Origin of the sequence: Pluralibacter sp., from assembly GCF_019237635.1 — a bacterium.
In the GTDB taxonomy this organism is placed as follows: Bacteria; Pseudomonadota; Gammaproteobacteria; order Enterobacterales; family Enterobacteriaceae; genus Enterobacter_B.
In genome coordinates this window covers 13,782-27,002 of record NZ_JAFAGS010000163.1, presented here as the reverse complement: position 1 = coordinate 27,002, position 13,221 = coordinate 13,782, and the positions used below count along the sequence as shown (strand labels likewise).

The 13,221-nt window shown below is 54.6% G+C and carries 8 protein-coding genes; 5 read left to right on the top strand and 3 right to left on the bottom strand.

What is annotated here, in order from left to right; genetic code table 11:
- Window positions 1–426 precede the first annotated feature (426 nt).
- Together asnS and pncB are read right to left on the bottom strand one after the other, a co-directional pair.
- Window positions 427–1,827, bottom strand: coding sequence for an asparagine--tRNA ligase (asnS, locus tag JO226_RS19365; protein ID WP_296406431.1), 1,401 nt, complete (start codon window positions 1,825–1,827; stop codon window positions 427–429).
- Between the two features lie 165 nt (window positions 1,828–1,992).
- On the bottom strand, window positions 1,993–3,195 hold the full coding sequence (gene pncB / locus JO226_RS19360; RefSeq protein ID WP_296406429.1) for a nicotinate phosphoribosyltransferase: 1,203 nt from the start codon (window positions 3,193–3,195) through the stop codon (window positions 1,993–1,995).
- 266 nt (window positions 3,196–3,461) lie between these two features.
- On the opposite strand from pncB, the gene pepN reads away from it, so the two are divergent.
- The 3 genes from pepN to zapC all read left to right on the top strand — a co-directional run bounded on the left by pepN (window position 3,462) and on the right by zapC (window position 7,972).
- Window positions 3,462–6,074 (top strand): aminopeptidase N, encoded by a 2,613-nt coding sequence (gene pepN / locus JO226_RS19355; RefSeq protein ID WP_296406427.1) that lies wholly within the window; start codon window positions 3,462–3,464, stop codon window positions 6,072–6,074.
- Window positions 6,075–6,253: 179 nt separating this feature from the next.
- On the top strand, window positions 6,254–7,264 hold the full coding sequence (pyrD, locus tag JO226_RS19350) for a quinone-dependent dihydroorotate dehydrogenase (protein WP_296406425.1): 1,011 nt from the start codon (window positions 6,254–6,256) through the stop codon (window positions 7,262–7,264).
- A gap of 165 nt (window positions 7,265–7,429) precedes the next feature.
- Window positions 7,430–7,972: a cell division protein ZapC gene (zapC, locus tag JO226_RS19345; RefSeq protein ID WP_296406423.1), complete on the top strand. Its 543-nt coding sequence runs from the start codon at window positions 7,430–7,432 to the stop codon at window positions 7,970–7,972.
- Here the strand turns inward: zapC and JO226_RS19340 are convergent.
- Window positions 7,969–9,078, bottom strand: a complete 1,110-nt coding sequence (locus tag JO226_RS19340; RefSeq protein WP_296406421.1) for a YcbX family protein — start codon at window positions 9,076–9,078, stop codon at window positions 7,969–7,971. The two genes, zapC and JO226_RS19340, sit on opposite strands and share 4 nt — an antisense overlap.
- Window positions 9,079–9,182: 104 nt before the next feature.
- Between JO226_RS19340 and rlmKL the strand changes: the two genes are divergently transcribed.
- Together rlmKL and JO226_RS19330 are read left to right on the top strand one after the other, a co-directional pair.
- On the top strand, window positions 9,183–11,288 hold the full coding sequence (rlmKL, locus tag JO226_RS19335) for a bifunctional 23S rRNA (guanine(2069)-N(7))-methyltransferase RlmK/23S rRNA (guanine(2445)-N(2))-methyltransferase RlmL (RefSeq protein ID WP_296406419.1): 2,106 nt from the start codon (window positions 9,183–9,185) through the stop codon (window positions 11,286–11,288).
- A 12-nt stretch (window positions 11,289–11,300) separates the two neighbouring features.
- A complete protein-coding gene (locus JO226_RS19330; protein WP_296406417.1) occupies window positions 11,301–13,208 on the top strand; it encodes an ABC transporter ATP-binding protein in 1,908 nt (635 codons plus the stop codon).
- The last annotated feature ends 13 nt before the right edge of the window (window positions 13,209–13,221 follow it).

Here is a 13,221-nt window from a genome sequence, read left to right as displayed (position 1 = left end):
AAAAGAAATAATGTGTAATAAATTGTGTATTTTGTGGAACTTTGTGAACGATCTCAAAGTTCCTGTTGTGTTGCTGTAAAAGTAAGCTGCTTATCATCTATCTCTATGAAATAATTATATTTAATTTTCATGAGTTCATTTATTGCGCGAATATCAAATCGCCTGAAGTATTTCTGATGGCACGGTTTAGACGTCTGGAGAGCTACGCGATAGCTCGAAAGTTATGCTATTAGGACATGTGTTACTTAAGCGCAATCACATTTTTGGTTGTTTTTTGTTCATGATTGTATCGGGAAACAGGGTGTAACATTTGGGCGGGGGATAGCGGTTGACGTTTAAATTCGTAGAAATTAATTCACAAAATCTGACAAAAATGTAAAAAAGCCAACCCGCAGGTTGGCTTTTCTGTATGCGTCGCCGGCGAAATCAGAAGCTGGCGTTGCGCGGGGTGCGTGGGAACGGGATCACATCGCGAACGTTCTGTACGCCGGTAACATAGGCAATTAGACGCTCGAAACCGAGGCCGAAACCTGCGTGCGGTACGGTACCGTAGCGGCGCAGATCGCGATACCAGGCGTAGTCTTCTTTATTCAGCCCCATTTCCGCAAGACGGGCATCCAGTACATCAAGACGCTCTTCACGCTGGGAACCCCCGATGATTTCACCGATACCCGGCGCTAATACGTCCATGGCGGCAACGGTTTTGCCGTCATCGTTAAGGCGCATATAGAACGCCTTGATATCTTTCGGGTAGTTCTTCACGACAACCGGTGCCTTGAAGTGCTGCTCAGCCAGATAACGCTCATGCTCGGAAGAGAGGTCAACGCCCCAGAACACCGGGTTCTCGAAGGTTTTACCGCAGTTTTCCAGAATCGTAATCGCGTCGGTGTAATCCACCTGGGCGAAGTCGGCATCGATAAAACGCTCCAGACGGCTGACGGCTTCGCTGTCTACACGTTCTGCAAAGAACTTCATGTCGTCAGGACGCTCTTCCAGCACCGCTTTAAAGACATACTTCAGCATGGCTTCCGCCAGACGGGCGTTGTCTTCCAGATCGGCAAATGCCACCTCAGGCTCGAGCATCCAGAATTCCGCCAGGTGGCGGCTGGTGTTGGAGTTTTCGGCACGGAATGTCGGGCCGAAGGTGTAGATTTTCGACAGCGCGCAGGCATAGGTTTCGCCGTTCAACTGCCCGGAAACGGTCAGGAAGGCTTCTTTACCAAAAAAGTCCTTGTCGAAATCGACTTTACCCTGATCGTTGCGCGGCAGGTTTTCCAGATCCAGCGTGGATACGCGGAACATCTCACCGGCACCTTCGGTGTCTGACGCGGTGATAAGCGGTGTGGAAACCCAGAAGAACCCTTGTTCGTCAAAGAAACGGTGCAGTGCCTGCGCCAGAGTATGGCGCACGCGGGCTACCGCGCCAATCAGGTTGGTGCGTGGACGCAGGTGCGCTACTTCACGCAGATATTCGATGCTGTGACGCTTCGCCGCCATAGGGTAGGTATCCGGATCGTCAACCCAACCGGTGACTTCTACAGATGTTGCCTGGAGTTCATAGGCCTGGCCCTGACCCTGAGAAGCAACGATTTTGCCCGTCACGATAACCGAACAGCCGGTGGTCAGACGCAGCACTTCCTGATTGTAATTGGGCAGAGAATTATTGATAACGGCCTGTACAGGATCAAAGCAGGAACCATCATAGATGGCGAGGAAGGAAAAGCCAGCTTTTGAATCTCGGCGAGTACGCACCCATCCGCGCACGGTGACTTCGCTGTCAACGGCGACACGGCCCTGGAGTACGTCGGCTACAGGCACAACGCTCATAGTAATCTCTCTGTTAATAGTCCAATAGAAATGTCATTGCTCCCCAAAAAGGGAGTCATCTATGTTACCTGTCATCTGTCATCAGACAAGTAGATTTCGCAGCGCGGCGAAGAGAATTGATAAATAAATAAAGAAGAAGGGAGCCTTGAGGGCTCCCTTTGTCGATTAACTGGCCTTTTTCACCTGAGGAAGGTCAAAGGCTTTGCGCAAGGCCCGGACAAACGCCTTGTCGTGGCAGATGGTTTTCCCCGGGCTGTCGGACAGTTTGGCAACTGGCTTACCATTACATTCAACCAGTTTAATCACAATATTCAGTGGTTTCACCTGGGGAATATCGCAGGTTAAACGGGTGCCGATACCGAAACTCAGATTCACTCGGGAGGAGAAGTGCCGGTACAGCCCAACAGCTTTGTCTAAATCCAGATTATCGGAGAACACCAGCACTTTGCTTAGCGGATCGATACCGAGTTTTTCATAGTGGGCAATGGCTTTTTCACCCCATTCCACCGGGTCGCCGGAGTCATGTCGCAGACCCTGATAGCGCTGCGCAAATTCAGGACCGAAATCACGTAAAAACGCATCCATGGTGATGCAATCCGTGAGGGCGATCCCCAACTGATCGGGGTATTCCTCAAGCCAGGCCGCCAGCGCCACGCGTTGGCTGGTGGCAAGTTCCGGGCTAATTTGCTGATGCGCCTGGAACCACTCGTGCGCCTGGGTGCCCATTGGCGTCAGCGACAGGCGGCGCGCCAGATCGTAATTACTGGTGCCGACAAACCACGGCTCCTGCTGCAAACGTTCAACGATAGCCTGTTGCACCTCGCGGGAGAAACGCCGGCGGGTGCCGAAATCCATCAACCGGAAAGCGGATATATCGATATCGGCCGTCATGCGGGAAAAATCGGTAAGCTTATGTTCAAGCGTTTCCAGCGCCAGCGTAATGCCGACGTCCGGCGAGCGATAGCGGTGAACCAGCTCGCTGATAACCGCCAGCAGCGGGACTTCCCACATAATGACTTCACGCCACGGTCCTTCGAGCCGAATGTTCAGCTTGCCGTTGTCATTGATAACGGTGACCTGACGCGGGTCGTAGCGGAATTCGCGCAGCCAGCTAAGGTAGTCCTGTTTAAAGAAAGGCAGACCGGACAACCACTGGTATTCATCATCCTGCAATTTGAGCGATTGCATTGCCTCAACCTGCTCGCGAATGGCGTCTGCATAAATGCCGAGCAGATCGTCGCCGCGGCAGCGGAATTCCGCAGCCACATGCACATCATAATAATGATGGAAGACAGCCTGCTGCATATGCAGCTTGTATGCATCCGTATCTAGCATCGAGTGCAGAACAGGGGAAGCGAATTGTGTCATGGTGCGCAAATAGCATCCTCGTCAAGGAGCGTTTAGTACAATAAACAACGGGTGTAAACCGCAGGAGTATACCTTGTTTATCGATTTATTGAACCCCGATCACACCACAAGGCTAAAGAAGGATCGAGGGCGTTTCGTGCCTCATGTTATATAAATGTAGCATTTTGCGCTTTTGCGCCTGAAAAGATGAAGATTCTGCATAGCGCGAAATGCACAACAGGAATAGACTGGTTTCGACACTTTACAAAAGATGCTAAAGGTTTTTTATGACACAACAGCCCCAAGCCAAATACCGCCACGACTACCGTGCGCCGGATTACCTGATCAGCGATATCGACCTGACCTTTGACCTGGATGCCGCAAAAACCGTCGTGACGGCAGAAAGCCTGGTTACCCGTCATGCTGCGTCTGACGTTCCGCTATGCCTCAATGGCGAAGATTTGACGCTGGTGTCGGTGCAGGTAAACGACCAGCCGTGGAATGACTATAAAGAAGAAAATCATCAGCTGGTGATTCGCGGGCTGCCGGAACGCTTCACGCTGAAAATCGTTAACGAAATTAGCCCGGCGACAAATACAGCGCTGGAAGGTCTCTATCAGTCAGGCGAAGCGCTGTGCACCCAGTGTGAAGCGGAAGGTTTCCGTCACATTACCTGGTACCCGGATCGCCCGGACGTGCTGGCGCGTTTTACCACCAAAATCATTGCGGATAAAACCAAATACCCGTTCCTGCTCTCCAACGGCAACCGTATCGCGCAGGGCGAACTGGAAAATGGCCGTCACTGGGTGCAGTGGCAGGATCCGTTCCCGAAACCGTGTTACCTGTTCGCGCTGGTCGCCGGTGATTTCGACGTGCTGCGTGATACCTTCACCACCCGCTCCGGGCGTGACGTCGCGCTTGAGCTTTACGTCGACCGCGGTAACCTCGACCGCGCGCCGTGGGCGATGACATCGCTGAAAAATTCGATGACCTGGGACGAAGAGCGTTTCGGTCTCGAATACGATCTCGACATCTATATGATCGTCGCCGTCGACTTCTTTAATATGGGCGCCATGGAAAATAAAGGTCTGAACATCTTTAACTCCAAATATGTTCTGGCGCGCACCGATACCGCGACCGATAAAGACTACCTCGATATCGAACGCGTGATCGGTCACGAATATTTCCATAACTGGACCGGCAACCGCGTCACCTGCCGGGACTGGTTCCAGCTCAGTCTGAAAGAGGGGCTGACGGTGTTCCGCGATCAAGAGTTTAGCTCTGACCTCGGGTCCCGTGCGGTAAACCGCATCAGCAACGTGCGCACCATGCGCGGCATGCAGTTTGCGGAGGACGCCAGCCCGATGGCGCACCCGATTCGTCCTGACATGGTTATCGAGATGAATAACTTCTATACCCTGACCGTGTATGAGAAGGGATCGGAAGTCATTCGTATGTTGCATACGCTGCTTGGGGAAACCAACTTCCAGAAGGGGATGCAACTCTACTTTGAACGCCACGACGGCAGCGCCGCTACCTGTGATGATTTTGTTCAGGCGATGGAAGATGCCTCTAACGTCGACCTGTCTCATTTCCGCCGTTGGTACAGCCAGTCCGGTACGCCGGTGGTGTCCGTGCACGATGATTATAATCCGGAAACGGAGCAGTACACCTTAACCATCAAGCAGCGTACGCCGCCGACGGCGGACCAGCCGAAAAAACTGCCGCTGCATATTCCGTTTGATATCGAACTGTACGACAACGAAGGGCAGGTGATCCCGCTGCAGAAGGGCGGTCATCCGCTCCATAACGTGCTGAACGTCACCCAGGCGGAACAAACGTTTGTGTTTGATAACGTCTATTTCCAGCCGGTGCCTTCGCTGCTGCGTGAATTCTCCGCGCCGGTGAAGCTGGAATATAAGTGGAGCGATCAGCAACTGACGTTCCTGATGCGCCATGCCCGCAACGATTTCTCCCGCTGGGATGCTGCGCAAAGCCTGCTGGCGACCTATATTAAGCTCAACGTCGCCCGCCACCAGCAGGGCCAGCCGCTGTCCCTGCCGATCCATGTTGCCGATGCGTTCCGCGCCATTCTGCTGGATGAAAACATCGACCCGGCGCTGGCGGCGGAAATCCTCACCCTGCCGTCGGCTAACGAAATTGCCGAACTGTTTGAGACTATCGACCCGATTGCCATTGCCGCGGTACGTGATGCGTTAACCCGCACGCTGGCGGTCGAACTGGCGGATGAATTCCTTGTAGTGTACAACGCCAACAAGCTGGCGGAATACCGCGTTGAACATGCCGATATCGGCAAGCGCGCGCTGCGTAACACCTGCCTGCGCTACCTTGCGTTTGGTGACGTGGATCTTGCGGATAAGCTGGTAAGCCACCAGTATCATGATGCGGATAACATGACCGATGTGCTGGCCGCACTGGCTGCCGCGGTCGCCGCACAGCTGCCGTGCCGCGACAGGCTGATGCAGGAGTATGACGATAAGTGGCATCACGACGGTCTGGTGATGGATAAATGGTTTATTTTGCAGTCCACCAGCCCGGCGGATAACGTGCTGGAAACCGTACGCAGCCTGCTGGGACATCGCTCGTTCAGCATGAATAACCCGAACCGCCTGCGCTCGCTGATTGGCGCTTTCGCCAGCAGCAACCCGGCGGCGTTCCATGCGCCGGATGGCAGCGGCTATCAGTTCCTCGCCGAAATGCTGACCGAACTGAACAGTCGCAACCCGCAGGTGGCATCGCGCCTGATCGAGCCGCTGATCCGCCTTAAGCGCTATGACGCAAAACGCCAGGAGAAGATGCGTGCGGCGCTTGAACAGCTCAAAGGGCTGGAAAACCTTTCCGGCGATCTGTTCGAAAAAATCACCAAAGCGCTGGCCTGATCCGCTTTGGCGGCCAAACCTCTCTCCTGATGGAGAGAGGTTTGTTTTTTCGTTATGCGTAAACGTTGAGGGACAACGGTTGCCTTACTACGTTTTTTTTGCCGCAGGTCAATTCCCTTTCTGCTCTGGATAGAACATAATACGCCCCCGGTTTGCACACCGGGAATCCAGGAGAGTTCATGTACTACCCCTTCGTTCGTAAAGCCCTTTTCCAGCTCGACCCAGAGCGCGCTCATGAATTGACATTCCAGCAATTACGCCGTGTTACCGGTACGCCTCTTGAGGCGCTGGTGCGCCAGAAGGTGCCATCGAAGCCGGTGACGTGCATGGGACTGACCTTTAAAAATCCGCTGGGTCTGGCGGCAGGTCTGGATAAGAACGGCGAGTGCATTGATGCGCTTGGCGCAATGGGATTTGGATCCATTGAGATAGGTACCGTCACGCCGCGCCCACAGCCAGGTAACGACAAACCGAGAATCTTCCGCCTGGTGGATGCAGAAGGGCTTATCAACCGAATGGGGTTTAATAACCATGGGGTTGATAACCTGGTCGAGAACGTTAAAAAGGCGCATTTTGACGGTATTCTCGGCATTAATATTGGCAAAAATAAAGACACGCCAGTTGAACAGGGTAAAGATGACTATCTGATTTGTATGGAAAAAGTCTATGCCTATGCCGGTTATATTGCGATTAATATTTCATCGCCGAATACCCCGGGCCTGCGTACGCTACAATATGGCGAAGCGCTGGATGATTTGTTGTCGGCGATAAAAAATAAGCAAAGTGAGCTGCAGGCGAAGCATCATAAATATGTTCCGGTGGCGGTTAAGATCGCGCCGGATCTTTTACCTGAAGAATTGATCCAGGTGGCTGATAGTTTAGTTCGCCATAATATCGATGGCGTCATTGCGACCAATACGACGCTCGATCGTTCCCTCGTCCAGGGAATGAAACACTGTGATGAAACCGGTGGCTTAAGCGGTCGTCCTCTGCAACTGAAAAGTACAGAAATTATTCGTTTGCTGTCGACAGAATTAAATGGCCGTTTACCGATAATTGGCGTGGGCGGCATTGACTCGGTGATTGCCGCGCGGGAGAAGTTGGCTGCTGGCGCAACGCTGGTGCAGATTTATTCTGGATTTATTTTTAAAGGTCCGCCGCTGATTAAAGAAATCGTCACGCACATCTAATCTTTCCCTCGCAATTGACAACCAGGGCTTTATTTCCTGCCCTGGTTGTTTTATATTCCCTCACTGTTGCTTATTTAAACATTATGGTCTTTTATTATTTTAGCAATAAACGAAGCGGGAACGGACACGCGAGCATCTGGATGCTTGAATGAACGGGGGAGAGAAATGCGAATTAAACCTGACGATAACTGGCGCTGGTATTTTGATGAAGAGCATGACCGAATGATGCTCGATTTAGCCAATGGCATGTTGTTTCGTTCGCGTTTTGCCCGCCGAATGCTGACGCCGGATGCGTTTGACCCTTCAGGCTTTTGCGTTGACGATGCCGCCCTCTACTTCTCCTTTGAAGAAAAATGCCGCGATTTGGAATTATCCAAAGAGCACCGTGCCGAACTGGTGCTGAACGCGCTGGTGGCGGTTCGTTTTCTGAAACCGCAAATGCCAAAAAGCTGGCATTTTGTCGCACATGCCGATGACTGGCAGCCATCTACCGGAGATGCGGCGGCGGTATGGCTCAGCGACAGCGGTGATAAGGTCAATCTGCTGGTCGTGGAAACCGGCGACAACGCCGCGCTTTGCCTGCTGGCGCAGCCGGGGTTGCAGCTGGCGGGCCGTACGATGCAGCTCGGCGATGCGATTAAAGTGATGAACGATCGCCTGCAGCCGCAGGTACCGCAGGCAAGCTACCGTTTCGAACAGGCCGTTTAGCGCGTCAGGCGTAATGCCGTTTTCGGTACGCAGCTACAACAGAGGATGGTTCCGTCCTCGCCAACTGCGCTTTTTTTCAGCGCGCTGACTTCCCCCTCCAGCAACGTAATGCGGCAGCTTCCGCATATCCCCGCGCGGCAGGAGTAAGGCACGCGAATCCCCTGTTGTTCAAGCTGTTCCAGCAGAACCTGCTGGTTATTACCGCGGAACATCTCGCCCTGCCAGTCGATATCGACAACGGCATTCGGATGCGTCTCCTGAGGCTCAGCGTTATCGCTGGCACCAGCGCCATAGGTTTTCGCCGGGCCGGCGGCGAGAATTTCAACATCATCCCCGACGCGCACTACGCCGCTGTTGCGCGCAATCAGATTCTGACCGAAGTCGACGTCGCCATTATCCAGCGCGGTGCGGAATTTTTGCAGCGTGGCTAACGGCTCGCCGGACGGGTGTTTCTGTCCACGCTCGGGGCTGACGGTGGTGAAAATGCAGCGGCTGCAAGGTTTAACGACGTCGAAAATAACCTCGCCGATGCGAATCACCTTCCAGCTGTCTTCCGCCCAGGCGGGAACGCCGGTAACGACGAGGTTGGGGCGAAACTGTTCCATCTGCACGCCCGCCGGGCAGCGTTGCTGCAAATCGCGCAGGGAGGCATCGTTGGTCAGCAAATAGGGGAAACCATCGGCAAAGGCGAGGGGAACGGCATCGTGGCGTTTGACCCGACGGGTTAATTCCGGTCCGACCCAGCGAAGCTGAACGTTGCGGTTAAAAAAGCCCGACAGCCAGCGGTTAATCACGTCTGGCGCGACCAACGCGGTGAAATGGTTGCCCCAGACTTCCGTTGGCTCAGGCGGGCGAGTGAAATCGGTAAAGCGCACCAGCGCGCTGCTGCCATCCGGCGCGGTCAGGTGGAGACCGTCATGTACCGGGACGGGGGTGAAGCGCACCATCTGTGGAAACTGACGAGCGGTAATAAAGGTGCCATCAGTTTCGGTGACCATAAAAATGCGGTCAAAGGCCAGACCGCTGACGTCTGCCAGCACATGTGTGAGGCCGATACCACGCATGGATTTTACTGGATGTATAAATAACCGTGATAACGTCGCCATTCCACTTCCCCCTGCGCTAAAAAAAATTAGCCCTCAACTTTATGATATGAAGTCCGGATTGGCTATAATGCGCAACAATTTTATTTGAGTAACGAAGTGACGATATGAATTCTCTGTTTGCCAGTACGGCCCGCGGGCTGGAAGAGCTGTTAAAAACTGAACTTGAAGGCCTAGGCGCATCTGAGTGCCAGGTCGTTCAGGGCGGTGTCCATTTTCAGGGGGACACGCGGCTGCTGTACCGGAGTCTGATGTGGAGCCGCCTGGCGTCGCGCATCATGATGCCGTTGGGGGAGTGTAAGGTCTACAGCGACCTCGACCTCTACCTCGGCGTGCAGGCCATCAGATGGACAGAGATGTTTAACCCTGGCGCGACGTTTGCCGTCAGCTTCAGCGGGTTGAACGAAGAGATCCGCAACAGCCAGTATGGTGCGATGAAGGTGAAAGACGCGATTGTCGACGCGTTCACCCGTAAAAACTTGCCGCGCCCGAGCGTCGATCGCGAGAATCCTGATCTACGCATCAACGTACGCCTGAATAAAGAAATCGCGCATATTTCGCTCGATCTGAGCGGCGACGGTTTGCATCTGCGCGGCTATCGCGATCGTACCGGTATTGCGCCGATCAAAGAAAATCTGGCCGCCGCTATCGTAATGCGTTCCGGCTGGCAGCCGGGCACACTGCTGCTTGACCCTATGTGCGGCTCCGGAACGTTGCTGATTGAAGCGGCGATGTGGGCGACCGATCGCGCGCCAGGACTGCATCGCGGCCAGTGGGGCTTTAGCGGCTGGGCGCAGCACGACGAAGCGGTCTGGGCCGAGGTAAAAGCCGACGCGCAGACCCGTGCGCGTCAGGGACTGGCGGCCTATGAATCGCGCTTCTTTGGCTCTGATATCGACGGCCGGGTCATTGAACGCGCCCGCAGCAACGCCCGTCGCGCGGGCGTTGCAGAGTTGATTCAATTTGAGGTTAAGGACGTCGCCCAGCTGTCAAATCCGTTGCCGAAAGGGCCATACGGGACGGTCATCAGCAACCCGCCGTACGGTGAACGTCTGGAAAGCGAACCGTCGTTGATCGCTCTGCATAACCTGCTCGGACGCATTATGAAAACCCAGTTTGGCGGCTGGAATCTGTCGATGTTCAGCGCCTCGCCGGAGCTGCTAAGCTGCCTGCAATTGCGCGCCGAGCGTCAGTTTAAAGCCAAAAACGGCCCGCTGGACTGCGTGCAGAAAAACTATCACCTGGCGGAAAACGATGGCGCGGCGCCGGTGATGCTGGCGGACGATTATGCCAACCGTCTGCGTAAAAATCTGAAGAAATTCGAGAAATGGGCGCGTCAGGAAGGGGTTGAGTGCTACCGCCTGTACGACGCCGATTTACCCGAGTACAACGTGGCGGTGGACCGCTATGCTGACTGGGTGGTGATTCAGGAATATGCGCCGCCGAAATCCATTGATGCCACCAAAGCGCGCCAGCGTCTGTTTGACGTCATCGCCGCCACCATTTCCGTACTGGGGATTGCGCCGAATAAGCTGGTGCTGAAAACCCGCGAGCGTCAGAAAGGGAAAAATCAGTACCAGAAAATGAGCGAGAAGGGGGATTTCATGCAGGTGAGCGAATACAACGCCCGCCTGTGGGTCAACCTGACCGACTATCTGGATACGGGTCTGTTCCTCGATCACCGTATCGCCCGCCATATGCTGGGCCAGATGAGCAAGGGGAAAGATTTTCTTAACCTGTTCTCCTATACCGGCAGTGCCAGCGTGCATGCCGGGCTCGGCGGCGCGCGCAGTACGACTACCGTCGACATGTCGCGTACTTACCTGGAGTGGGCCGAGCGTAACCTGCGCCTGAACGGCCTGACGGGGCGCGGGCATCGCCTGCTGCAGGCCGACGTACTGGGCTGGCTGCGTGAAACTGACGAGCAGTTTGACCTGATTTTTATCGACCCGCCGACCTTCTCTAACTCCAAGCGTATGGCGGATACGTTTGACGTGCAGCGCGATCACCTGAATCTGATGACCGACCTCAAACGCCTGCTGCGCAAAGGGGGCACCATCATGTTCTCCAACAACAAGCGCGGTTTCCGCATCGATCACGACGGGCTGGCGAAACTGGGGCTGAAAGCACAAGAAATTACGCAAAAAACGCTTTCTCCGGATTTTGCGCGCAACGGTCAGATCCACAACTGCTGGCTGATTACAGCCGCCTGAAGGAAAGAATAGATGTCTTTAATTAGTATGCATGGCGCATGGCTGTCGTTCAGCGATGCGCCGCTTCTGGATAATGCTGAACTGCATATCGAAGATAATGAGCGCGTCTGTCTGGTTGGCCGTAACGGCGCCGGTAAATCGACGCTGATGAAGATCCTCAATCGTGAACAGGGGCTGGATGATGGCCGCATCGTTTACGAACAGGATTTGGTGGTCGCGCGTCTGCAACAGGATCCGCCGCGTAACATCGCCGGCAGCGTCTATGATTTTGTGGCCGAAGGCATTGAGGAGCAAGCGGAATACCTCAAGCGTTACCATGAAATCTCGCATCTGGTGATGACGGATCCAAGCGATAAAAACCTCAACGAAATGGCGCGCGTCCAGGAACTGCTGGATCACCACGGCTTATGGCAGTTGGAAAACCGGATCAACGAAGTGCTGGCGCAACTGGGCCTTGAGGCGGATACGCCGCTGGCCTCGCTCTCCGGCGGCTGGCTGCGTAAGGCGGCGCTCGGCCGCGCGCTGGTGAGCGGTCCGAAGGTGCTGTTGCTCGATGAACCGACCAACCACCTCGATATTGAAACCATCGACTGGCTGGAAGGGTTCCTGAAAAACTTCGGCGGCACCATTATCTTTATCTCCCACGACCGTTCGTTTATCCGCAACATGGCGACGCGAATTGTCGACCTCGATCGCGGCAAGCTGGTGACCTACCCTGGCGATTACGATACCTATCTGCTGGAAAAAGAAGAAAACCTGCGTGTCGAAGAGCTGCAAAACGCGGAATTTGACCGCAAGCTGGCCCAGGAAGAGGTATGGATCCGCCAGGGCATTAAGGCCCGTCGTACCCGCAATGAAGGCCGCGTGCGCGCCCTGAAAGCGATGCGCCGCGAACGCAGCGAGCGTCGTGACGTGATGGGCAGTGCGAGAATGCAGGTCGAAGAGGCGAGCCGCTCCGGAAAAATCGTCTTTGAAATGGAAAATGTCCATTATCAGGTAGACGGCAAAGTGCTGGTGAAGGACTTCTCCGCCCAGGTGCAGCGCGGCGATAAAATTGCGCTGATTGGCCCTAACGGCTGCGGGAAAACCACGCTGCTGAAGCTGATGCTCGGTCAACTGCAGGCCGACAGCGGCCGTATCCATGTCGGCACTAAGCTTGAGGTCGCCTACTTCGACCAGCATCGCGCAGAGCTCGACCCGGAAAAAACGGTGATGGACAACCTGGCGGAAGGCAAACAGGAAGTGATGGTCAACGGTAAACCCCGCCATGTGCTGGGTTATCTGCAGGACTTCCTGTTCCACCCTAAACGGGCGATGACGCCAGTGCGCGCGCTTTCGGGCGGGGAGCGCAACCGCCTGCTGCTGGCACGCTTGTTCCTCAAGCCCAGCAACCTGCTAATCCTCGATGAACCAACAAACGATCTCGACGTCGAAACGCTTGAGCTGCTGGAAGAGCTGGTTGATAGCTATCAGGGGACGGTGTTGCTGGTCAGCCACGATCGTCAGTTCGTCGATAATACTGTGACCGAATGCTGGATTTTCGAAGGCGAAGGGCGAATCGGTCAGTACGTCGGCGGCTACCACGATGCACGCGGTCAGCAGACGCAGTCTCAGTTTAAAAAACCGGCGGTTGTGAAGAATGATTCTGTAACAGAACAACCGAAAGCAGGAACTGTCAAACGGGCAAGTAACAAACTAAGCTATAACCTGCAGCGCGAATTAGAGCAGTTGCCTCAACGGCTTGAGGAACTGGAAGCAAACCTCGAAAGTCTGCAGGCACAGGTAGCGGATCCTGCGTTCTTCAATCAGCCTCACGACCAGACGCAAAAAGTGCTTGCCGACATGGCCGCGGCGGAGCAGGCGCTGGAAGAGGCTTTCGAGCGCTGGGAATACCTGGAAGCGTTAAAAAACGGCGGCTAATCAGAGGACGTAG

What these genes read in the sequence shown, in the direction of transcription:
- asnS (WP_296406431.1), bottom strand. Translation starts at nt 1,827, where the DNA reads ATGAGCGTTGTGCCTGTAGCCGACGTACTCCAGGGCCGTGTCGCCGTT.
- pncB (WP_296406429.1), bottom strand. Translation starts at nt 3,195, where the DNA reads ATGACACAATTCGCTTCCCCTGTTCTGCACTCGATGCTAGATACGGAT.
- pepN (WP_296406427.1), top strand. Translation starts at nt 3,462, where the DNA reads ATGACACAACAGCCCCAAGCCAAATACCGCCACGACTACCGTGCGCCG.
- pyrD (WP_296406425.1), top strand. Translation starts at nt 6,254, where the DNA reads ATGTACTACCCCTTCGTTCGTAAAGCCCTTTTCCAGCTCGACCCAGAG.
- zapC (WP_296406423.1), top strand. Translation starts at nt 7,430, where the DNA reads ATGCGAATTAAACCTGACGATAACTGGCGCTGGTATTTTGATGAAGAG.
- JO226_RS19340 (WP_296406421.1), bottom strand. Translation starts at nt 9,078, where the DNA reads ATGGCGACGTTATCACGGTTATTTATACATCCAGTAAAATCCATGCGT.
- rlmKL (WP_296406419.1), top strand. Translation starts at nt 9,183, where the DNA reads ATGAATTCTCTGTTTGCCAGTACGGCCCGCGGGCTGGAAGAGCTGTTA.
- JO226_RS19330 (WP_296406417.1), top strand. Translation starts at nt 11,301, where the DNA reads ATGTCTTTAATTAGTATGCATGGCGCATGGCTGTCGTTCAGCGATGCG.